23 protein-coding genes are annotated in these 19,628 nt (G+C 72.7%); 10 read left to right on the top strand and 13 right to left on the bottom strand.

The genetic code is table 11. The features are described 5' to 3' along the window. Window positions 1-9 precede the first annotated feature (9 nt). On the bottom strand, window positions 10-1,332 hold the full coding sequence (mshA, locus tag HHX40_RS04675; RefSeq protein ID WP_182879580.1) for a D-inositol-3-phosphate glycosyltransferase: 1,323 nt from the start codon (window positions 1,330-1,332) through the stop codon (window positions 10-12). Window positions 1,333-1,447: 115 nt separating this feature from the next. Between mshA and HHX40_RS04670 the strand changes: the two genes are divergently transcribed. Genes HHX40_RS04670 through HHX40_RS04660 form a run of 3 tightly spaced genes read left to right on the top strand, consistent with a single transcriptional unit; the run spans window position 1,448 to window position 3,595 of the window. Further along, window positions 1,448-2,224 carry an SDR family NAD(P)-dependent oxidoreductase gene (locus HHX40_RS04670; protein ID WP_182879936.1) on the top strand — a complete coding sequence of 259 codons (777 nt, stop codon included), beginning with the start codon at window positions 1,448-1,450 and terminating at the stop codon, window positions 2,222-2,224. After that, the gene (locus HHX40_RS04665; protein ID WP_182879579.1) at window positions 2,221-3,057 is read left to right on the top strand and encodes a class I SAM-dependent methyltransferase; all 837 of its coding nucleotides are present in this window, start codon (window positions 2,221-2,223) and stop codon (window positions 3,055-3,057) included. The genes HHX40_RS04670 and HHX40_RS04665 overlap by 4 nt, the downstream gene beginning before the upstream one ends. A gap of 10 nt (window positions 3,058-3,067) precedes the next feature. Further along, the gene (locus HHX40_RS04660; protein WP_182879578.1) at window positions 3,068-3,595 is read left to right on the top strand and encodes a GNAT family N-acetyltransferase; all 528 of its coding nucleotides are present in this window, start codon (window positions 3,068-3,070) and stop codon (window positions 3,593-3,595) included. Window positions 3,596-3,611: 16 nt separating this feature from the next. Here the strand turns inward: HHX40_RS04660 and HHX40_RS04655 are convergent, their stop codons facing one another. Next, window positions 3,612-4,142: an O-acetyl-ADP-ribose deacetylase gene (locus tag HHX40_RS04655; RefSeq protein WP_182879577.1), complete on the bottom strand. Its 531-nt coding sequence runs from the start codon at window positions 4,140-4,142 to the stop codon at window positions 3,612-3,614. 51 nt (window positions 4,143-4,193) lie between these two features. On the opposite strand from HHX40_RS04655, the gene HHX40_RS04650 reads away from it, so the two are divergent. The 5 genes from HHX40_RS04650 to HHX40_RS04630 all read left to right on the top strand — a co-directional run bounded on the left by HHX40_RS04650 (window position 4,194) and on the right by HHX40_RS04630 (window position 6,860). Further along, window positions 4,194-4,550 carry a BlaI/MecI/CopY family transcriptional regulator gene (locus HHX40_RS04650; RefSeq protein WP_150931004.1) on the top strand — a complete coding sequence of 119 codons (357 nt, stop codon included), beginning with the start codon at window positions 4,194-4,196 and terminating at the stop codon, window positions 4,548-4,550. After that, window positions 4,547-5,473 (top strand): M56 family metallopeptidase, encoded by a 927-nt coding sequence (locus tag HHX40_RS04645; protein WP_182874139.1) that lies wholly within the window; start codon window positions 4,547-4,549, stop codon window positions 5,471-5,473. Before HHX40_RS04650 ends, HHX40_RS04645 begins: the two co-directional genes overlap by 4 nt. Window positions 5,474-5,574: 101 nt before the next feature. Further along, window positions 5,575-6,009 (top strand): helix-turn-helix domain-containing protein, encoded by a 435-nt coding sequence (locus HHX40_RS04640; RefSeq protein WP_111697690.1) that lies wholly within the window; start codon window positions 5,575-5,577, stop codon window positions 6,007-6,009. 3 nt (window positions 6,010-6,012) lie between these two features. Continuing rightward, the gene (locus HHX40_RS04635; RefSeq protein WP_182879576.1) at window positions 6,013-6,399 is read left to right on the top strand and encodes a hypothetical protein; all 387 of its coding nucleotides are present in this window, start codon (window positions 6,013-6,015) and stop codon (window positions 6,397-6,399) included. 131 nt (window positions 6,400-6,530) lie between these two features. Continuing rightward, complete coding sequence (locus HHX40_RS04630; protein ID WP_182874142.1) at window positions 6,531-6,860, top strand: DUF2516 family protein; 330 nt, start codon at window positions 6,531-6,533, stop codon at window positions 6,858-6,860. 13 nt (window positions 6,861-6,873) lie between these two features. Here HHX40_RS04630 and HHX40_RS04625 read toward each other — a convergent pair whose 3' ends face one another. After that, window positions 6,874-7,845 (bottom strand): magnesium transporter CorA family protein, encoded by a 972-nt coding sequence (locus HHX40_RS04625; protein ID WP_182879575.1) that lies wholly within the window; start codon window positions 7,843-7,845, stop codon window positions 6,874-6,876. Between the two features lie 60 nt (window positions 7,846-7,905). Between HHX40_RS04625 and HHX40_RS04620 the strand changes: the two genes are divergently transcribed. Beyond that, on the top strand, window positions 7,906-9,585 hold the full coding sequence (locus HHX40_RS04620; protein WP_182879574.1) for a DUF2207 domain-containing protein: 1,680 nt from the start codon (window positions 7,906-7,908) through the stop codon (window positions 9,583-9,585). A gap of 111 nt (window positions 9,586-9,696) precedes the next feature. Here HHX40_RS04620 and HHX40_RS04615 read toward each other — a convergent pair whose 3' ends face one another. Next, complete coding sequence (locus HHX40_RS04615; protein WP_182879573.1) at window positions 9,697-10,638, bottom strand: asparaginase; 942 nt, start codon at window positions 10,636-10,638, stop codon at window positions 9,697-9,699. Between the two features lie 45 nt (window positions 10,639-10,683). Between HHX40_RS04615 and dtd the strand changes: the two genes are divergently transcribed. Beyond that, window positions 10,684-11,109 carry a D-aminoacyl-tRNA deacylase gene (gene dtd, locus HHX40_RS04610; protein ID WP_111697694.1) on the top strand — a complete coding sequence of 142 codons (426 nt, stop codon included), beginning with the start codon at window positions 10,684-10,686 and terminating at the stop codon, window positions 11,107-11,109. A 123-nt stretch (window positions 11,110-11,232) separates the two neighbouring features. Here the strand turns inward: dtd and HHX40_RS04605 are convergent, their stop codons facing one another. From HHX40_RS04605 to HHX40_RS04565, 9 genes are all read right to left on the bottom strand, one after another. After that, on the bottom strand, window positions 11,233-12,336 hold the full coding sequence (locus tag HHX40_RS04605) for a YgfZ/GcvT domain-containing protein (protein WP_182879572.1): 1,104 nt from the start codon (window positions 12,334-12,336) through the stop codon (window positions 11,233-11,235). Window positions 12,337-12,345: 9 nt separating this feature from the next. After that, window positions 12,346-13,962 (bottom strand): fused response regulator/phosphatase, encoded by a 1,617-nt coding sequence (locus tag HHX40_RS04600; protein WP_182879571.1) that lies wholly within the window; start codon window positions 13,960-13,962, stop codon window positions 12,346-12,348. Beyond that, on the bottom strand, window positions 13,955-15,640 hold the full coding sequence (locus HHX40_RS04595) for an ATP-binding protein (RefSeq protein ID WP_182879570.1): 1,686 nt from the start codon (window positions 15,638-15,640) through the stop codon (window positions 13,955-13,957). Before HHX40_RS04595 ends, HHX40_RS04600 begins: the two co-directional genes overlap by 8 nt. After that, complete coding sequence (locus tag HHX40_RS04590; protein WP_182879569.1) at window positions 15,637-16,632, bottom strand: ATP-binding SpoIIE family protein phosphatase; 996 nt, start codon at window positions 16,630-16,632, stop codon at window positions 15,637-15,639. The genes HHX40_RS04595 and HHX40_RS04590 overlap by 4 nt, the downstream gene beginning before the upstream one ends. A gap of 32 nt (window positions 16,633-16,664) precedes the next feature. Beyond that, window positions 16,665-17,066 (bottom strand): anti-sigma regulatory factor, encoded by a 402-nt coding sequence (locus HHX40_RS04585; RefSeq protein WP_182879568.1) that lies wholly within the window; start codon window positions 17,064-17,066, stop codon window positions 16,665-16,667. Beyond that, window positions 17,063-17,428 (bottom strand): STAS domain-containing protein, encoded by a 366-nt coding sequence (locus HHX40_RS04580; protein ID WP_208758908.1) that lies wholly within the window; start codon window positions 17,426-17,428, stop codon window positions 17,063-17,065. The genes HHX40_RS04585 and HHX40_RS04580 overlap by 4 nt, the downstream gene beginning before the upstream one ends. After that, entirely contained in the window at window positions 17,428-18,261 is an 834-nt protein-coding gene (locus HHX40_RS04575) for an STAS domain-containing protein (protein WP_182879567.1), read from the bottom strand. The genes HHX40_RS04580 and HHX40_RS04575 overlap by 1 nt, the downstream gene beginning before the upstream one ends. Before the next feature lie 97 nt (window positions 18,262-18,358). Further along, window positions 18,359-18,769, bottom strand: coding sequence for a Fur family transcriptional regulator (locus HHX40_RS04570; protein ID WP_111697701.1), 411 nt, complete (start codon window positions 18,767-18,769; stop codon window positions 18,359-18,361). Window positions 18,770-19,124: 355 nt separating this feature from the next. Beyond that, window positions 19,125-19,622, bottom strand: a complete 498-nt coding sequence (locus HHX40_RS04565; RefSeq protein WP_182879566.1) for an FABP family protein — start codon at window positions 19,620-19,622, stop codon at window positions 19,125-19,127. Window positions 19,623-19,628 lie beyond the last annotated feature (6 nt).

The raw sequence follows: 19,628 nt of genomic DNA, 5'->3' as shown, positions 1-19,628 counted from the left end.
CTCGCCACCCTACGAGCTGACCGCGATGGGAGTGCGGTGGAGCTGGGCCTTGGCGCCGGCGTAGACCTCGGCGAGGCGGGCGGCGGTCGCCGACCAGCCGAAGGCGGTCGCGTGCTCCACCGCGTTGGCGGCGAGCGCGGCGAGCCGGTCGGGACGCCCGGTCAGCAGCCCCAGCTCCCGCGCCCAGTCGTGCGGGTCGTGCCCGTCGACCAGCACGCCGGACACGCCGTCCCGGACGGCGGTGCGCAGCCCGCCGACCGCGGCCGCGACGACGGGGGTGCCGCACGCCTGCGACTCCAGCGCCACCAGCCCGAACGACTCGTTGTGCGAGGGCACGACGGTCACGTCGGCGGCCCGGTACCAGTCGGCGAGCTCGTGCTGCGGCGCGGGCGGCGCGAGCCGTACGACGTCGGAGATGCCGAGCTCGGCGGCGAGGTCGCTGAGCAGCGCGGGACGGGCGAGGCCGTTGCCGCTGGGCCCGCCCACGCAGGCGACGACGAGCCGCGACCGCAGCGAGGGGTCCTCGACGAGCATCCGGGCGGCGGCCCTGAGCAGCACGTCGGGGGCCTTGAGCGGCTGGATGCGGCCCACGAACAGCAGCACGTGGGCGTCCTGCGGGAGGCCGAGGCGGCGCCGGGCGGCGCCCTTCGACGCGGGCTGGAAGACGGCGAGGTTCACGCCGGGGTTGACCACGGCCACGCGCTCACGCGGCGCCTTGTAGAGGTCGATCAGCTCCTCCGCCTCGGCGGTGGTGTTGGCGACCAGGCGGTCGGCGACCTCCACGACCTGCTCCTCGCCCAGTACCCGCATCGCCGGCTCGGGCTTGTCGCCCTCAGCGAGCAGGGCGTTCTTGACCTTGGCCATCGTGTGCATGGTGTGCACGAGCGGCACGCCCCAGCGCTCCTTGGCCAGCCAGCCCACCTGGCCGGACAGCCAGTAGTGGGAGTGGATCACGTCGTAGCGGCCGGGGTCGTACATCGCCTCGGTGCGCAGGACGCCGGACAGGAAGCCGCACAACTGGCCCGGGAGGTCGGCGCGGCCGAGCTCCTCGTACGGCCCCGCCGTGACGTGGCGGACCAGCACGCCGGGGCTCAGCTCGGCCTCCGGGGGCAGGTCGCGTGCGGTGCGCCGCGTGAAGATCTCCACCTCGATGCCGAGCGCGGCGAGTCGCTTGGCGACCTCGAGAATGTAGACGTTCATGCCGCCCGCGTCGCCCGTACCCGGCTGGTCAAGCGGGGACGTGTGCACGCTGATGGTCGCGACGCGGTTGACCCGACGCCGAAAGACCGACACCCGAACCACCTCCGAAAGGCTTACAACCACCAAAATCATCACCGGATTCCCCGACACATGTGAGCGCCGGGGGTCCTGAGAGGATGGCGGCTGCCTCAGGGGGACTCCCCGGGGGCGCCCAGAGGAGCGGCGTAGAGGGAGGATGTCGGTGACGATGACCGATCCGACGGTGACCGATCCGGAGGTCAGGACCGCGGTGGTGACCGGCGCCAGCAGCGGCATCGGCGAGGCGACGGCCCGGCGGCTCGCCGCCGAGGGCTACCGCGTGGTGGCCGCGGCGCGGCGGCGGGACCGGCTCGACAAGCTGGCGGCCGACGTGCCGGGCATCCGCCCGGTGACGCTCGACGTGACCGACCAGGCGTCCGTGGACGCGCTGGCCGGCTCGCTCGACCGCTGCGACGTCCTGGTGAACAACGCCGGCGGCGCGTTCGGGCTGGAGCCGGTGGCGGGAGCCCAGGTGGACGACTGGCAGCGGATGTACGACGTGAACGTGCTCGGCGCCCTGCGGGTGACCCGGGCTCTGCTGCCGAAGCTCGTCGCGTCGGGTGACGGCGTGCTGGTGATGCTCACCTCGACGGCGGCCTTCGTGTCGTACGAGGGGGGTGGCGGCTACTGCGCGGCCAAGCACGCGCAGACCGCGATGACCGAGACCCTCCGCCTGGAGCTGTGCGGCGAACCGGTGCGGGTGGTCGAGGTCGCCCCGGGCATGGTGAAGACCGACGAGTTCGCGCTGACCCGCTTCGGGGGCGACGCCGAGCGGGCGGCCAAGCTGTACGAGGGCGTCCCCGGCCCGCTGACCGCCGACGACATCGCCGACGTGATCGCCTTCGCGGTGACCCGCCCGGCCCACGTCAACATCGACCGGCTGGTCGTGCGGCCCCGGGCCCAGGCCGCCCAGCACAAGGTGCACCGGGTCGCGTCCGGGTCATGAGGCCGGTCCGGCCCGGCCGGCCCGTCGGGGCGGTCACCCGTGGAACGACCGGGCACAACCGGCTGCGCCGGTGCGACCGCTGGATCGCCGCCGTGTACGGCCCGCTGCTGCGCTCGGGCCGCGCGGGGACGGCGCCGCCGCTGGTGGTCGACCTCGGCTACGGCGCGTCCCACGTCACGACGACCGAGCTGTTCACCAGGCTGCGCCGGGTCTGCCCGGTCGTCGAGGTGGTGGGCGTCGAGATCGACCCCGGCCGGGTCGCGGCGGCCAGGCCGTACGAGCGGGAGGGGCTGTCGTTCGTCAGGGGCGGCTTCGAGCTGCCGGTCCCCCGCCCGCCGCTGATCGTCCGCGCGTTCAACGTGCTGCGGCAGTACGGCGAGGACGAGGCGTGGGCGCACTGGGACCTGCTCCGCGCGGGCCTGCACCCGGCGGGAGTGGTCGTCGAGGGCACCTGCTCGGAGGTCGGCCACCGGGCGACCTGGGTGGCGCTCGGCGCCGAGGGGCCGCGGACGCTGACCTTCGCGGCCCGCTTCACCGGCTTCGGGCGGCCGTCCGACCTGGCCGAGCGGCTGCCCAAGACGCTGATCCACCGCAACGTCCCCGGGCAGCCGGTCCACGCGTTCCTGGCGGACTGGGATCGCGCGTGGGCGACCTGTGCCCCCTTCGGCGCGTACGGCGCCCGGCAGCGCTGGATCAGGGCGGCCGAGCTGGTGGCGCGGGACTGGCCGGTGGAGACCCTGCCGCCGGCCGGAGGCCCGGGACGGTGGCGGCTCGGCGAGCTGACCCTGCCGTGGAGCGGTATCGCCCCGAGCGCCTCTCCCGGTGCTTGGTAACGTCCGGGCCATGCGTTTCGTCCTCGACCCGGAGATGACCCCCGAGCTTTTCGACCAGCTCCTGCTCTGCTGGACGGAGGTGACCAACGCGGACGGCGCCGTCGGCTTCGTGCCTCCCGTGACGCCGGACGTCATCAGGCCGACGGCGGAGAAGGCGTTCGCCCGGACCCGCTCCGCCGGTGGGCCGGGAGCCCCGGACAGCCTTCTCGCCGGGTTCGGCGACGACGGCGAGGTCGCCGCCTGGCTCATCCTGGCCGACAACGACTCGCGCCTGCGGGCGCACTGGCGGTGGGTGCTGCGGGTCATGGTCCATCCCAAGCACCAGGGCAAGGGGTACGGCCGGGCCCTGCTGAGCGCGGCCGACGACGCCGCGCGGTCCCTCGGCCTGGAGGCGCTGCAGCTCACCTGCCGCGGCGGCACCGGGGTGGACGCCTTCTACGCGAGCGCGGGCTACCGGGAGGTCGGCCGGGTGCCCCGCTCGATCCGGCTGGCGCCCGGCGACGAGCGGGACGAGATCTACATGCTCCGGTGGCTCTGAATCCTTGGCCCGATGCTTAGGCCGGCTCCGCGAGAGCGGTCTCGAACGCGGCATAGGCTGCGTTACTGAACAGTACGAACCGCACCTCGCGGACGGCGGACCCGGCCTGCCGCAGGGTGGTCATTCGTACGGTGGTCAGCGCGATGCGGGCGGCGTCCTCCATCGGCCACCGGTAGATCCCGGTGGAGATGGCGGGGAAGGCCACGGTGGCGGCGCCCAACCGGCCGGCGACGGCCAGCGACTCCCGATAGCAGGAGGCGAGCAGATGGGATCGGTCCTCATCCGGCGAGTACACGGGCCCGACCGTGTGGATCACCCATCGGGCGGGCAGCCGTCCGGCGGTGGTCTCGACGGCCTGCCCGGCCGGCAGTCCCCGTCCGTACCGGGAGGCACGCAGCGCCCGGCACTCCTCCAGGATCGCCGGACCGCCGCGCCGGTGGATGGCCCCGTCCACGCCTCCGCCGCCCAGCAGGGACGAGTTGGCCGCGTTGACGATCGCGTCGACCCGCTGCTCGGTGATGTCTCCCTCGACCAGAACGATGTTCATGTGCGTCACCTCTCTACAGGACGTAGTACTACCCCAGGTAGCCTTAGAGGTGTGAAGGGACTGGGAGAGCTCGAACGCAGCATCATGGACATTCTCTGGGCGGAGAACGCGCCGCTCACGGCCCGCGAGGTCGGGCGTCTCATCGAGGACCGCGATCTCGCGCCGACGACCGTGATGACCGTGCTCGACCGGCTCTCCCGCAAGGGGTTCCTCACCCGCACCCGGGACGGGCGGGCCTGGCGCTACCAGCCCGCCGCGAGCCGCGACGCGTACGTCGCCGAGCTGATGCTCGAAGCGCTCGACATGACCGGCGACCGGGACGCGGCGCTGACCCGCTTCGCCCGGGCCGTCTCCGGCACGGAGGCCGAGATCCTCCGGAAAGCGCTCACGGAGCTGGGGGAAGAGTGATCGCGGCGGCGGTCTTAGCCGCGCTCGCGACGACCTGCGCGCTGGCCGCGTGGCGGCTGACCTTCGCGCGCTGGACCTGGCGCGCCCCGCGCACGGCGATCCTGCTCTGGCAGTCGCTCGGGGTGACCTGGGGCCTCGCCTCCACCGGCGCCCTGCTCGCCTTCGCCCTCGGCCCGTACGGCAAGGGGGTCGTGCACGGCCTGGCCGAGTTCCTGGCGGGATTCCTGGCGAGCGTGGGGTCCAGCGTGCGCGACCCGTACGACATGGTCCGGCTGGCCGCGCTGATCGCGGGCCTGTCGCTGCTCGCGGTGCTGGTGGCCCTGCCGCTCGCGGCGGGGGCGCAGACGCTGCGGGCCCGCCGCAGGCACCGGCTGCTGCTCGCGCTGGTGGCCAGGGACGAACCGGCCGTGCCCGGCGTGCGGGTGGTCGACTTCCCCGGCGCCGCCGCGTACTGCCTGCCCGGGCTGAAGTCGCAGGTGGTGATCAGTGACGGCACCCTGCACCTGCTGTCGTCCGCCGAGTTGGAGGCCGTGCTCGCGCACGAGGCCGCGCACGTGCGCGAACGCCACGACCTGGTGCTGCTGCCGTTCGCCGCACTGCGCCGCGCCCTGCCGTGGTCGAAGCTGGTGCGCGACGCGCAGGCGTCGGTCGAGCTGCTGATCGAGATGGCCGCCGACGACCGCGCCCGCCGGCGTTGCTGCCCCCGCAGGCTGGCCACGGCCCTGCTGCGGTTCGGCACCTCGGCCGCGCTGCCCACGCCGCAGGGCGCGCTGGGGGCGTCCGCGTCGTCCAGCGTGATGGCCAGGGTCGACCGGCTCGTGCGTCCCGAGGTGTCGCTTCCCGCCGCGCAGCGCTTCCTGATCCTGATCGGGTCGGTGGTGCTCGCGACCAGCGCGCCGCTGCTCTGGCTGCTCCCCGGCTGAGACCGCCTCCCGGCCCGACCGTTCTCTGACCAACGCTTGGGTGTTAGCTGAAGTTAGTCACTCAGTTTGCAATTGCAAGCAGTGCGATGCAGACTGGGGACATGGAACTGCCCAAGGTCGGCTCGCTCGGTGAGTACATCCGCCAGCAGCGGCAGCAGGCGAAGATCTCACTCCGCCAGCTCGCCGCGCAGGCCGGCGTGTCGAACCCTTACCTGAGCCAGGTCGAACGGGGCTTGCGCAAGCCGAGCGCGGAGATACTGAACCAGATCGCCAAGGGTCTGCACATCTCCGCCCAGGCGCTGTACGTCCAGGCCGGCCTCATCGAGGACCGCGAGCCGCACAGCGACGTGCTGGCCGCGATCCGGGCCGACGTGGCACTCACCTCGCGGCAACGCCAGGTGCTCGTCGATATCTACGAGTCGTTCCGCAAGGAGAACCGGGCCGGCGCCGCGCAGCCGCCGCAATCGGCCGCGCATCTCGGGGACGACCCGGTTCCCTCGCGTGACGGCTTGACGCCGGATTCGCAGGAAGGATAACCCATGACCACCATCGTCACCCAGGCCAAGAAGATCACCGAGAGCAAGCCGTTCTACGCCCTCACCGGGGCCGGCGACTTCGCCGTGGAGAAGGCCCGCGCCTACGCCTCCACGGTGCAGGACAGGGCCGAGACCGTCGCGCGCGAGCTGCCGGAGAAGGCCCGGGGCTACGCCGACGCCGCCGCCACGCAGATCAACCGCCTGTACGACGACCTCGCCACCCGTGGCCGCAAGGTCGTCAGCCGGGTGAGCGGCGAGGCCGCGCTGGAGCTCACCGAGGTCTCGGAGACCGCCGAGCCGGCGATCGCCGCCGAGGTCACCAGCGGGGCCACCACCGGGAAGCGGACCACGGGCGGCCGCGCCCGCGCCACCACCGCGAACCGCGGCTGACCTTCCGCCCACGCCGGCGACACCGCGGCCCGCCTTCCCCTGGGGGAGGCGGGCCGCCGTCGTCCACGCCACCTGTCGGCGGCGCCCATTAGTCTTGGGGTCGTCGGCCACCTTGACCATGCGGAGAACCAATGTTCGGGCTCCACGGAATCCTCTCCATCATCTTCTGGCTGCTCTCCCTGGCGGCCTTCCTGCTGTGCGTCGTGGCGCTGGTCCACGCCGTGCGCATCCCGGCCCGGGCCTTCCCCGCGGCGGGCAAGCAGACCAAGCAGCTCTGGCTGATCATCCTCGGCTTCGCGACGTTGTTCACCTTCGCCGCGGCGGTCCAGTACCTGGGCGCGCTGAGCATCTTCACGATCGCGGCGGTCATCGCGGCGGGCATCTACCTCGCCGACGTGAAGCCCGCGGTCAACGAGCACAAGGGCGGCGGCGGCAACCAGGGGCCGTACGGACCCTGGTGACGGGGGCAGCGCCTCAGAGCCAGTCGCGCGCCCGGAACACCCGGTAGAGCGTGGCGGAGGCGACGACGATCAGCACGCTGGACGTCCAGAAGCCCCAGTGATGCCCGAAGCCGGGGAACGGGATGTTCTGGCCGTAGAATCCCGTGATCAAGGTCGGCACCGCGATGATCGCGGCCCAGCTGGTCACCCGCTTCATGATCAGGTTCATCCTGTTGCCCTGCATGGTCAGCTGCGTCTCGCGGATGTTGCCCACCAGGTCGCGCAGCGACTCGGTCCACTCGGTGGCGCGCAGCACCTGGTCGTACACGTCCTGGAAGTACGGCGCCATCTCCCCGTCGCCGACCATGCCGTTGCGGCGCAGAAGCGTGTTCACCGCCTCCCGCATGGGCATCACGACCCGGCGGAGCGTGACCAGGCTCTTGCGCAGCTCGAACGTGCGCCGCTGCTCCTCCCGGCTCACCGGCCGCTCGCCGAAGACCGTGTCCTCCAGGTCCTCCACCTGCTCGTCCATCGCCTCGACGGTCGCGAAGTGGCTGTCCACCACGTAGTCGAGCAGGCCGTGCAGGAGGAACGCGACGCCGTGCCGGGCGAGGTCCGCCCCCTCGTCCCAGCGCCGCATCACCTCCTCGACGGAGAACTCGTCCGACTGCCGCACGGTGACCAGCGCGTTCGAGGTGATGAAGGCGGCGGCGTCCGCGACCCGCACCTCGCCGGTCCCGGCGTCGAAAGCGGACGCGTAGACGCTCAGGAACATGTGGCCGTCGTAGACGTCCAGCTTGGGCCGCTGCCGGCGCTGCAGCGCGTCCTCCACCGCCAGGGCGTGCAGCCCGAGCTCCTCGCTGATCGCGTGGAGGTCCTCCTCGGTGGGGTCGCACATGTCGAACCACACCACGGCCGCCGGATCCCTGACGTGCTCGGAGACGTCGGCGACCGGAAAGCCCTCGGCCTCCAGGACGCCGTTCCGGTACAACCGGGTGTGTCCCATGGACGGTAACCCTACCGACCCCGCGAAACGTGTCGGATGGGACCGATAAGGTTTCGGCTCATGCTGGATCTCGCGCGCCGGCTCGGACCGGCGGCACTGCTCGCCGCCCTCGCCGTCCTCGCCGTCTCCCCCGCGCACGCCTCGCCCGCACCCGCTCAGCCCGCACGCGCCGCGGCACCGGCCGACAAGGACGAGGTGACCCTGGAGCTCCGCCGGGACGGCGTGCTCCACGTGAAGGAGACGGTCACCCCCGCCGGCGGGACCGTGCGGCGCACACCGATCACCCGCACCCGCTTCGACGACGGCCACGACCGCGTCTACCGCCTCTCCAACGTCAAGGGCGGCTCGTACGACGGGGAGACCCTGACGTTCGGCGGCACGGTCGAGTACGACGTGACCGGCGCCGTCTCGCCCGTCGCCGACGGGGGCGAGGAGCTGCGCTGGTTCGCGGTGTCCGGCCCGGTGCGCGACGCGGTGGTGACCGTGACCGGCCCGGGCAGGGTGCAGAACCTGTCCTGCTTCGCGGGCGAGCCCGGCGCGGCCACGGCCTGCACCGGCGCGTCGGTCGACGAGACCGGCGCCACCGCCACCTTCGAGCAGCAGGACCTCCGGCAGGGCCAGACGCTCACCGTCGTCGTCGGCTATCCGAAGGGCGCGACGGGCGCGGCCCCGATCCTGGAGCGCAGGTTCGAGCTGTCCAACGCGTTCGCGCTGAACGCGGTGACCGGCGGGTCGCTCGCGGCGCTGCTGGTCCTGCTGCTGGGCGGCGTGGGGCTGCTGTACTGGACGCGCGGGCGCGACGCCCGGGTGATCGGCAGTGAGACGGCCGGCACCGGGACGGCAGGCGGCGGGACGACAGGCGATTGGCTGAACCAGGTCAGCGGCCACGGCGGCGGGCGCTTCACCCCGCCGGACGGGGTGCGGCCCGGGCAGATCGGCACGCTGGTCGACGAGCAGGCCGACGTGGTCGACGTGACCGCGACCCTCGTGGACCTCGCCGTGCGCGGCTTCCTGCGGATCGACGAGCAGCCCCGGCAGACGTACGAGTCCCCCGACTGGTGCCTGGTCAAGCTGCCCGGGGCCCCGATCGGCGACCTGCTCCCCTACGAGCGCGCGCTCTGGGACGCGGTCTTCGACGGCCGCGACAGGGTGCTGCTGTCGCAGCTGCACGGGTCCTTCACCACCCGCCTCACGGCGGTGCGCGACGCGCTCTACCAGGACGTGGTGGACCAGGGCTGGTTCGCCCGGCGGCCCGACTCGGTGCGGTCGCGCTGGACCACCCTCGGGGTGGTCGTGCTCGCGCTCGGGGTGGTCGCCACGGTCCTGCTCGCCTGGTTCACGTCGTACGGCCTGCTGGGACCGGCTCTGATCATCGCGGGGGCGGCCCTGGCCTTCGGCGGCCAGTACATGCCGGCCAAGACCGCCAAGGGCGCCGAGGCGCTGGCGCACACCCTCGGCTTCCGGGAGTACCTCGCCCACGCGAGCGCCGACGACGTGCCCCCGGACCGCCGGGTGGAGCTGTTCTCCCGCTACCTGCCCTACGCGGTGATCTTCGACAACGTGGACCGGTGGGCGGGGATCGTCGGCACGTTCACGGGCGACGGCCGGCAGGCCGACCACCTGTACTGGTACCAGGGACCGGCGGAGTGGGACCTGTCCAGGTTCGCCGACTCGATGCGGACGTTCACGCTGACCACCTCCGGCGCGATCTCGTCCTCCCGCCAGTTCCGCTCCCTCTGATCCCCCGCCCCCGGATCAGAGGGCTGGGGGCACTCGGGCGGAGGGCAGGGGGGTGGGAGGCGCAGCGGGCAGCGGCTCGGGCGGATCAGGCGGCTCTCCCGCCCCGCGGTGTCAGGCGGCGTGGACGCGGACCTCCCCGACCGGGACGCCGCCGCCGAACAGCGGCGTGGTCGCGAGCCCGGCGAATTCGGGGGCGTCGATCCCGGCCGCGCGCAGGGCGGCGACGGTGACCGGCACGCGGGCCCGCCCGCCGCCGTCCACGATCTTCACGGCGCCGGCCCGGCCCTCGGCGTCGGCGAAGGCGTCGAACGCCTCCGCGCCCGACTTCACCAGCAGCCCGGGAACGGCCCGCATCAGCAGGGCCTCGGCCCGGGTCGTGCCGCTCGTCCACTCAGGGTGCGCGCGCATCGCGTCGGCGACGCGCCGCTCCGGGGTGCCGTCCGAAGCGAGCGTGAGGCGGCGGAAGGCGCGGGCGACCGCCGCCATCGAGACGAAGAACAGCGGCGCGCCGCAGCCGTCCACGCCGGTCGCCGCGACCCGTTCGCCGGTGAGTTCCTCCACTGTGGCGCGGATCGCGCGCTGCAACGGGTGCCCGGGATGCAGGTAGCCGTCCACCGGCCAGCCGTTGACCACGCAGGTGGCGAGCATCGCCGCGTGCTTGCCCGAGCAGTTCATGAAGACGCGGCGGGCCTCGCCGTACTGCCGCAGGACCTGACGGCTCGCCTCCTCGTCGAGCGGCAGGTCCTCGGGGCAGCGCAGGAAGGACTCGTCCAGTCCCGCACCCGCGAGGATCTTCCGGGCGCCGTCGACGTGGAAGGGCTCCCCGCTGTGGCTGGCGGCGGCCAGCGCGAGCAGTTCCCCCTCCAGCGGCAGGCCGGCCCGGACCATCGCGAGCGCCTGCAGCGGCTTCATCGCGGAGCGGGGCGAGGCGAGACTCGCCGTGTCCCCGCGCACGAGGGCCGGGGAACCGTCCACCCCGATCACGTGCACGCGTGCCCGGTGCACGGACTCGACGAACCCCGAACGGACCACCTCTACCACTATCTCCGACATGGGGCGCAGTCTACGAAGGCCCGGGACATGGCAGAATCCGGGGGCATGCGTGCCGTCGTACAGCGGGTCAGTTCCGCGTCGGTTGTGGTGGAGGGGCGTGTCGTCGGAGCGATCGACGAGCCCGGCCTGCTGGTGCTCGTGGGCGTCACCCACACCGACGGGCGGGCCGAGGCGGCGAGGCTCGCCGCCAAACTGTGGGGGCTGCGGATCCTGCACGGCGAGAAGTCGTGTTCCGACGTCGGCGCCCCGCTGCTCGTCATCAGCCAGTTCACCCTGTACGGCGACGCCCGCAGGGGCCGCAGGCCCACCTGGCAGTCGGCCGCCCCCGGCCCGGTGGCCGAGCCGCTGGTGGAGGCGGTGGTGGCCGAACTGCGGACGCTCGGCGCGCGGGTCGAGACGGGCCTCTTCGGCGCCGACATGAAGGTGACCCTCACCAACGACGGCCCGATCACCCTCGTCCTGGACGTCTGAGCCGCCGCGGCCCGGGGCGGCACGGATACGGCACGGGCGCGGCACGGATTCCGCCCGAGGCGTGATCCGCACCGGCCGAGGGACCGTCCCAGCCGGCGGACGCGGGTGATCGGCAGGGCGCCGTCAGCGGACGCGGCGGCGCAGGGCGGGGTCGATGTGCACGTTGCGGCCCGCGTCCGGCGGCACGACGATCTCCTGGCTCGCCGCGACGCCACCGGCCAGCAGGTCGATGTCCACCGGCACCGTCCGCTTGACGACCGCGAGGGCGATCGGGCCCAGCTCGTAGTGGCGGGCCGATGAGCCGACGAACCCGAGCTGGCCTGGCTCGGCCGCGCCCTCCACGGCCGCCTCCGGCTCCGCCTCGACCGGGGTGCTCACACCGAGCGTCACCGGGGCGCCGTGGGGAGGCAGGCTGTCGACGCTGCCGTCGAGGTGCAGGAAGACCAGGCGGCGGGGCGGGTGGCCGAGGTTGTGCACCCGGGCGACCGTCTCCTGCCCCCGGTAGCAGCCCTTGCTCAGGTGGACCGCCACGCCGATCCAGCCGACCTCGTGGGGGATCGTCTTGTGGTCGGTCTCGAACCCGAGCCGGGGCACGTGGGCCGCGATGCGCAGCGCCTCGTAGGCCCACAGACCGGCGGGGCGCAGGCCCAGCTCCTCCGGGAGACCGGCCAGCCGCCCGCGCGGCACGAGCAGGTCACCGCTGCCCATCGCGACGGTCCCCTCAGGGAGCGCCCGGCCCTCCGCCCGGCTCTCCGCCCAGCTCTCCTCTTGGGCCGCCGGCTCACCGGCGGGGACGGGCGGCGCGACGGAGACCACCGCGTAGTCCGAGGTGAGCTCGGCGACCTCGACCCGCAGCATGAACCGCATCTTCTCCAGGAAGGCGACCAGCTCGGCCGCCGTGCCCGGCTCCACGTGCGCCCACACCGCCTCGCCGTCGTCCACCAGGGTCAGGTGGTGCTCGACGCGGCCCTGGCCGTCCAGCAGCAGCGCCTGGGCGGGCGTGCCCGGCTGGAGCGTGTCCAGTTTCTGCGAGCTGAGGTCGTTGAGCCAGCTCAGCCGGTCGGGTCCGGCGATGCGCACGACCTCGCGGTCGCTCCGGTCGACCAGCGCCCGCCCCTCGGCGAGCGCGCGCTGCTCGGCGTAGGGGTCGCCGTAGTGGGCCGCCACCGTCTCGTCCGGTGCCTGCGCGGCCACCGCGCCGGATGTGTCAAGCAAAGGGCTCCGCATGCCCCAAGGCTATTCGGTCCCCCGCGACCGTCGCGGCCCCGGCTCGCCCCCTGTGGACAACTCGCGGCGGAAGGCGACCAGCGCCACGTCGTCCTCGCGGGCCCCGAACGTGGCGATGAGCCGGTCGCAGAAGCTCTCCAGGTCGTCGCCCACGTGTTCGGCCTGCTGGCGGGCGACCTCCAGGCTCTCGTCGAGCAGTTTGTCGCGGTCCTCGATCAGCCCGTCGGTGAACAGCACCATCGTGGCGCCCTCGGCCAGGTGGAGCCGGTCCACCCGGTACCGCTCCTCGGCCACGCCCAGCAGCAGGTTCCCGAACCTGTGGTAGGCCGCGTCCCGGCCCGCCATCAGCGGCGGGATGTGCCCGGCGTTCACGAGCTCCAGCTCACCGGTCTCCGGGTCGAGCAGGAGCAGGCAGACGGTCGCCGTCATCCGGGGGTGATAACGCCGCAGGACCGCGTTGAGCAGGCTCATCGACCGGGCCGGATCGACCGCCTCGATCACCGACGCCCGCAGCGCGTACCGGAGCTCCGCCATCACGGTGGCGGCGTGCAGCGAGTGGCCCTGCACGTCGCCGAGCGCGATCAGCACCCGGTCGCCCAGAGGCAGGACCTCGTAGAAGTCCCCGCCCACCTCCACGTTGTCCACCGCGGGCTGGTACCGCACGGCGATCCGCAGGCCCGGCACGATGGGGATCCTCTCGGGCAGCAGGCTGCGCTGCAGCGTCAGCGCGATCGTGTGCTCCTCGGCGTACGCGCGGGCCGCGTCGACGGCCAGGGCGACCGCCTGTCCGAACTGCCGCAGCAGGCTCGCCTCGTCGCCGTCGAGCGGCGGGTCCGTCTCCACGCCCAGGAAGACCGGCGCCCTGCCCGACTTCGTCCGGCACAGCACGCCCGACACGCTCCCGACCACGTCGCTGTCGGGGACGACGGCGGCCCATCTCTCGCTGTCCAGGTCGAGCGCCCATACTCCGGTGGAGTCCCCGACGGCGATGGCGCTGAGCCGGTCGAGGGTGTCGGGCCGCACCGGCCGGGCCGCGGCGGCCTCGCCGGGCCGGGCGGAGAACCTGCGCAGCTTCCCGTCCGGCGACACCGCCAGCACCCGCGCGGACCGCTCCACCAGCCGGGAGCAGCCCTCGGCGGCCACCGACAGCAGCCGCTCGAAGCCCTCCGCCTCGTTCAGCAGCAGCGTGCTCTCGGCGAGCATGCTCAGCCGGGCCGCCATCCGCTCGGCCCGCTGTCGCGCCCGGTAGTACCGCAGCATCGCCCGGACCGTCGCCGCGAACTCGTCCGGCTGGATCGGCTCGGAGAGGTACGCGTCGGCCCCGCGCTCCAGCCCCTCGGCGCGGTCGGCCGGGGTGATCGCGTTGCCGGACACCTGGATCACCGGGATCGAGGTGGTCTCGGGGTTGGCCTTGATCTTCTCGCAGACCTCCATGCCCCCGAGGTCGGGCATCCGCACGTCGAGGACGACCAGGTCCGGCCTGAGCGTGGCGACGAGGGCCAGCGCCTCCTCGCCGCCGCCGGCCTCCACGACGCGGTGCCCCGCCCGCCGCAGCCAGCTGGAAAGTATGTAGCGCTTGGTCGGGATGTCGTCGACCACGAGCACGGTCGCCGGGGTGTCAATCATCGGCCCCACCTCCGCGCCGCGCGGCGACCGCCTCCCTGACCGTCTCCAGCAGCCGGTCCCGGCGCAGCCCGTGCTTGCTCAACGACAGGTGCCCGCTCTCCTGCTCGTCCAGCGCTCCCGACACCGTGACCACGGGCACCTCCCGGAGGCTCTCGTCCTCGGCCATCCGCTGCCGCAGTGCGGCGCCGTCCAGCCGGGGCATGAAGAGATCGACCAGGGCGACGTCCGGGACGTGCTCACGCATCCGTTCAAGGGCCTCGTACCCATCGGCGGCCTCGTCCACGACGGCGGCGAAGCCGAACAGCAGGCGCCGGGCCAGCGCGCGGAACCCCGCGTCGTCGTCGGCCACCAGCACGTGACCGATCTCGGGGCTCGCCATCCGGTGCGGCACCCGCAGCGTGACCGTCGTCCCCTTCCCCTGCGTGCTCGACAGCTCCAGGTCGCCGCCGAGCGCCTCGGCGAGCCTGCGGGCGTACGGCAGGCCGAGGCCGGTCCCCTTCGCCTTGAGCTGGAGCGGGCCGGGCACCTGGAAGAACTCCTCGAAGACGCGCTCCAGGAGCTCCTCCGGGATGCCGACGCCGGTGTCGGAGATGGTGAAGACGACCTCGGCCATCGCCGGATCGACCTCGGCGCTGAGCCGCACCTCACCCTCCTGGGTGAACTTCAGCGCGTTGCTGAGCAGGTTGCGCAGGATCCGGGTGAGCATGACCTCGTCGACGAGCATCTCGCCGACCTCGGGCGACACGTCGATCACCAGGCCGACCCCCTCGGCCCGTACGGCGGTGTGCAGCGTCCCGCGCAGCGCCTCGGCCACCGCGACCACGTCCACCAGCGACGGCTCCGGGTCGAGCCGGCCCGACTCCGCCTTGGCGAGGTCGAGCAGCTCCCCCACGAGGCCGAGCAGCGTCTCCGCGCTGCCGCCGATGAGGTTCACCTGGTGTTCCTGTTCCTCGGTCAGCGGCTCGCCCCCCGCGCCGACCATCAGCCGGACCAGCCCGATGATCGAGGTCAGCGGCATTCGCAGCTCGTGGCTCACGTTGGCCCAGAACCGCTGCCTGGCCTCGGCGGCGTTGCGCAGCTGGGACGACTTCTCGTCCAGCTCGGCGTACAGCGCCACGACGCCCCGGTTGGTCTCCTCCAGCTCCGCCGACAACTGGTTGTACAACGCCATGACGCCCTGGTTGGTCTCCGCGAGCTCGGCGTTGAGCCGCAGGACCTCCTCCAGCGTGCGGGCCAGCTCCTTGTTCTGCTCGCGCAGCTCGTCCAGGGCGGTGGCGGGCGCCAGCGGGGCCAGCCCGGCCCGTACGTCGGCGACCGACGGACTCTGCCGGCGCCCGGGCACCCGCTTCACGAGCGTGACGCGCCCTTCCTCCGCGGCCAGGGTGACCTCGTCGACCAGGCGGCCGGCGAGCGTCAGGCCCTCGCTGGGCCGCAGGCTCTGCCCGTCGCCGTACTCGACGGTGATGACCAGCCGGTCCTCCGCCAGGCTGAAGGTCACGTGGCCCTCGGCGCCCGAGGCCAGCACCTCGCGGCCGATCTCGCTGAGCGCGGTCGCCATGCGGATCTGGTCCTGCGACTCCATGCCCACGAGCTCGGCGATCCGCCTGCCGAGCCGCCGGACCGCGAAGACGTCCTGGTCTGCGCTGATGTCCGCGCGGGTGAGCACCTCGCCGGTCACGGCCCCTGCCTCAACGCCACGACGCAGGCGTCGTCCCTGCGGCTGCCGGCGTCCCGCAGCAGGGTGGCGCCGATCACGGCCGGGGAGCGGGCGAACAGGCCCGGGAAGGACGCCGGGTCCCAGCGGTCGGTGAGGCCGTCGGAGTGCAGCACCACCGTGGCGTGCGGCGGCAGCGCGTACTCGTACTGCTGCGGGCGCCTGCCCTTGTGCCCGGCGATGCCCGGCAGGGAGATCATGCCCTGGCGGCCCTCGGCGTGCGCGATCCAGCCCGAGATGTTGCCCAGCCCGGCGTACGACACGGTCTCCCGCTCGACCCTGACGACGGCCACGGCGCCCCCTCTGGTGTGGCTCAGCCCGCGGTGCACGCGTTCCAGCGCGGCGACGGGCGGGGCGAGGGGGTCGTCCAGGAACACCCGTACGGCCTCGCGGGAGGCGTGCGCGGCGGCGGCGCCGTGGCCGAGCCCGTCGCAGAGCACGGCCGTGATCACGCCTCCGGTGTCGACCACGGCGTAGGAGTCGCCGCAGATCGTCTCCTCGCCGATCGGGCGGCGGATCCCGCTCACGCGCGGCGGCGGCCCGGGCGAGCCGTCCGCGGTGAAGTGCGTCACCAGGACGGTGCCCCGGCCCGGCATGCTGTGCACGTCCCAGGCCGAGGCCATCCGCGCGATGGCGCCGAGCCCGATGCCCAGGGTCCCCGAGGTGGAGAAGCCGTCCCGCAGGGCGCGGGCGAGGTCGGCGATGCCCGGTCCGCGGTCGACGGTCACCAGTTCCACCACGCCCGTGCGCTCGCCGTGCGGGCGCACCAGGACGACGCCGTCCTCGGCGTGCTTGACCAGGTTCGAGACCGCCTCGGTGACCGCCACGGCCACCTGGCCGGTGCGGTTCTGGTCGAACCCGGCGGCCGTCGCCAGCGCGACGGCCGACCTGCGGACGGCGCCGATCACGCTGGGGTCCGTCGCGCGGACCCAGATGTCCTCGTGACGGCCGGTCACGCGGCTCTCACCGGGCGGCTCGGCAGGGCCGCTCAACGGGACCACTTGGTCACCGTGATGCGGGTGCCCTCACCCGGGGCGGAGACCAGGTCGAACTCGTCGACGAGCCGCCGCGACCCGCTCAGGCCGAGCCCGAGACCGCCCCCGGTGGTGAATCCGTCGGTCATCGCCTGCGCGATGTCGGAGATGCCGGGGCCCTCGTCGGAGAAGACCAGCCGCAGGCCCGGCCGCAGCCCGGTGGAGACCTTCTCGACCTCCACCCGCCCGCCGCCGGCGTGCACCAGGACGTTCCTGGCCAGCTCGCTGGCGGCGGTCACAATCTTGGTTTGGTCGACCAGGGAGAGCCCGATCTCGGCCGCCACGCTCCTGACCTTCTGGCGTACCAGTACGACGTCACCGTTGGTGGCGATGGGCAGCTCCTGCGGCCCGCTCACCCCTCGGCGCTCCTCGCGTGCTCCAGCATCACGACTCCCTTTTCGAGGTTGAGGGCCGTGCGCACGCCGCCGAGCGACAGTCCCAGTTCCACCAGCGTGATCGCCACGGCGGGCCGCATCCCGACCACCACGGTCTCCGCGTCGAGCATGCGCGTCATCGCGGCGATGGTGGAGAGCATCCGGCCGATGAACGAGTCGACGATCTCCACGGCGGTGATGTCGATGATCACCCCGCGCGCTCCTCTGGACACCACCGTCTCGGCCAGGTCCTCCTGCAGAGTGAGCACGCTCTGGTCGTCCAGATCGATCTGGATGGAGACGATCAGGATGTCGCCGAGCTTGAGGATCGGCACGCGCTCCATCAGTCGCGCTCCGCCCTGACCGCGACCCGGGTGGTCGCGGCACCCTTGACCTGCACACCGCTGCGCGTCAGCGCGTACGCCAGCGCGTCGGCGAGCGACGCCTTCGTCACGATGTCGCCGAACTCGATGCCCAGCGTGACGATGGTGTGCGCGATCTGCGGGCGGATGCCGGAGATCACGCACTCCGCGCCCATCAGCCGGGCCGCGACGACGGTCTTGAGCAGGTGCTGCGCGACCTCGGTGTCCACCGCGGGCACGCCGGTGATGTCGATCACCGCGTGCTCCGAGCCGGTGTCCACCAGCGTCTGCAGCAGCTTCTCCATCACCACCTGCGTACGGGCGGAGTCGAGCGTGCCGACCAGCGGCACCGCGACGATCCCCTCCCACAGCTTCACGACAGGGGTCGAGAGTTCGAGAAGCTGCTCGGCCTGGTCGATAATGATCTTCTCGCGGGCGGCGGAGTAGGTCTCGAAGGTGAACAGCCCCAGGTCGTCGATCAGCCGCGACAGCCAGGCGAAGCCACGCAGCGCCTCGGTCTGCCCGTCGGCCTCGACCTGTTCGTACACCGCCTCCTTGAGCGAGAACACGACCCGGGCGGTGTCGGAGGGGGTGTAGCCCTGCCGGGCGCGGGAGCGGGACAGCTCGCCGAGCAGGCCGCGTACGTCGGCGAGGTCGCCGTCGCCGGTGAGGGCCGTGCGCAACGCCTGGTGCAGATCCCGGAGTTCGTCGATCGGCGCGCCGGAGATCTGGCTCCACCGCCGCAGCAGCGGCTCCTCCTGGGAAGTGAATATCTCAACGATGCGCCGCCGGGCGGCGTCCGCAGGAACGGTCACGTGTACTCCTGACGACGGCAAGGTGTCTCACCGCAACGCTACCGTCAGAAGGACATACCACTGCCCACAACTGGGACATTACCGGCATACCGGAAGGTCAGCGGCACTTGCGGCAGGTGCCGAAGACGGTGAGGTGGCGCACGTCGGTCGCGAAGCCCAGCTCCGCGTCGAGGGCCGAGACGAGGCCGTCCACGAGCGGGGGGGCCACCTCAGTGACCTCGCCGCAGCCCCGGCAGACGAGGTGGACGTGATCGGCCTCCGAGGCGAGGTGATAGGTCGGAGCGCCGTGCCCCAGGTGGGTGTGGGTGACGAGCCCGAGCTCCTCCAGCAGTTCGAGGGTCCGGTAGACGGTCGAGATGTTGACCCCTCTGGCCGTCCGCTGCACCCGGGCGCAGATGTCCTCCGGCGTGGCGTGCCCCAGCTCGGTGACCGCTTCCAGCACGAGCTGGCGCTGGGGGGTGATCCGGTAGCCGCGGGCCCGCAGCTCCTCGTGCCAAGTCTCGGCCATGACCAGAAGTTTAGGTCGTGGCGCGGAAACCGGCCTCCGCCACGCCCCGGGGGGCGGCCGATAATCCGCTTGCCCCTTCGCGGATCGCTCGCATAACTTGAAGGCACGCAGAAGGGAGGTGGTCCAAACAATGGTTGATCATTATTGGGCTAGCGAGGTGGCTGTCCGCTAGGACTCGTCCATCTGGACCCTCCGTCTGGATGTCGTACGACGTCCCGGCGAATCCTCGACAGACACCGGAACCCCGGGCAGCCGGCGGCCGCGGACGAACGTCCTCGGTCATGGTCCAGCCGGCCCGCCTCCCCAGGAGGCGGAGCGCGCCCGGGGTTCTTTCTTTCCCCCGCTCCCGCTCTCGTCAGCCCTGCTCGTCGAAGTCGCCGGTCCTCCTGAGCTCCGCGGAGGCGTGCGACTGCAGCGGGTGCCCCACCGCCGCCATGTCGTAGGCGTACATGAGGTTGCCGTTCACCAGGCCGTACAGCCGGTGGCCCGCGTTGTACTCCTTGGCCGTCGTGGTGCGCGCGACCACGTCCGTACGCAGCTCGATCTTGTGGAAGACGACCTCCCCCACGTAGATCTCGACGATGCCGGTGGGATGCGCGAGGCACACCTCGATCTGGCGCCCGGGCTGGATGCGCCAGAAGCCCGCCTCGGTGGACAGCGGTCTGACCTTGTTGCCCTCGGCGTCGAGCAGCCAGCTACGGCTCCGGTAGCTCAGGAACGGCTTCCCGTTGTGCCCGAACACGACTTCCTGGCCGAAGTTGGCGCTCTCCATGGTGGGATAGCCGATCACGCCGGCCCCCTCCCAGCGGCCCAGGAGGAAGGCGATCGGCTCAAGGTCGGGGTGTACGTCCATGGAGAC

This window comes from Microbispora sp. H10949 (genome assembly GCF_014161435.1).
Taxonomy (GTDB): Bacteria; Actinomycetota; Actinomycetes; order Streptosporangiales; family Streptosporangiaceae; genus Microbispora; species Microbispora triticiradicis.
This window is presented reverse-complemented; position numbering and strand designations above follow the sequence as displayed.

Excerpts from the sequence above, each read along its gene's own strand:
- mshA (WP_182879580.1), bottom strand. The coding sequence starts at position 1,332 with ATGATTTTGGTGGTTGTAAGCCTTTCGGAGGTGGTTCGGGTGTCGGTC.
- HHX40_RS04670 (WP_182879936.1), top strand. The coding sequence starts at position 1,448 with ATGACCGATCCGACGGTGACCGATCCGGAGGTCAGGACCGCGGTGGTG.
- HHX40_RS04665 (WP_182879579.1), top strand. The coding sequence starts at position 2,221 with ATGAGGCCGGTCCGGCCCGGCCGGCCCGTCGGGGCGGTCACCCGTGGA.
- HHX40_RS04660 (WP_182879578.1), top strand. The coding sequence starts at position 3,068 with ATGCGTTTCGTCCTCGACCCGGAGATGACCCCCGAGCTTTTCGACCAG.
- HHX40_RS04655 (WP_182879577.1), bottom strand. The coding sequence starts at position 4,142 with ATGAACATCGTTCTGGTCGAGGGAGACATCACCGAGCAGCGGGTCGAC.
- HHX40_RS04640 (WP_111697690.1), top strand. The coding sequence starts at position 5,575 with ATGGAACTGCCCAAGGTCGGCTCGCTCGGTGAGTACATCCGCCAGCAG.
- HHX40_RS04635 (WP_182879576.1), top strand. The coding sequence starts at position 6,013 with ATGACCACCATCGTCACCCAGGCCAAGAAGATCACCGAGAGCAAGCCG.
- HHX40_RS04630 (WP_182874142.1), top strand. The coding sequence starts at position 6,531 with ATGTTCGGGCTCCACGGAATCCTCTCCATCATCTTCTGGCTGCTCTCC.
- HHX40_RS04625 (WP_182879575.1), bottom strand. The coding sequence starts at position 7,845 with ATGGGACACACCCGGTTGTACCGGAACGGCGTCCTGGAGGCCGAGGGC.
- HHX40_RS04620 (WP_182879574.1), top strand. The coding sequence starts at position 7,906 with ATGCTGGATCTCGCGCGCCGGCTCGGACCGGCGGCACTGCTCGCCGCC.
- HHX40_RS04615 (WP_182879573.1), bottom strand. The coding sequence starts at position 10,638 with ATGTCGGAGATAGTGGTAGAGGTGGTCCGTTCGGGGTTCGTCGAGTCC.
- dtd (WP_111697694.1), top strand. The coding sequence starts at position 10,684 with ATGCGTGCCGTCGTACAGCGGGTCAGTTCCGCGTCGGTTGTGGTGGAG.
- HHX40_RS04605 (WP_182879572.1), bottom strand. The coding sequence starts at position 12,336 with ATGCGGAGCCCTTTGCTTGACACATCCGGCGCGGTGGCCGCGCAGGCA.
- HHX40_RS04600 (WP_182879571.1), bottom strand. The coding sequence starts at position 13,962 with ATGATTGACACCCCGGCGACCGTGCTCGTGGTCGACGACATCCCGACC.
- HHX40_RS04580 (WP_208758908.1), bottom strand. The coding sequence starts at position 17,428 with ATGGAGCGCGTGCCGATCCTCAAGCTCGGCGACATCCTGATCGTCTCC.
- HHX40_RS04570 (WP_111697701.1), bottom strand. The coding sequence starts at position 18,769 with ATGGCCGAGACTTGGCACGAGGAGCTGCGGGCCCGCGGCTACCGGATC.
- HHX40_RS04565 (WP_182879566.1), bottom strand. The coding sequence starts at position 19,622 with ATGGACGTACACCCCGACCTTGAGCCGATCGCCTTCCTCCTGGGCCGC.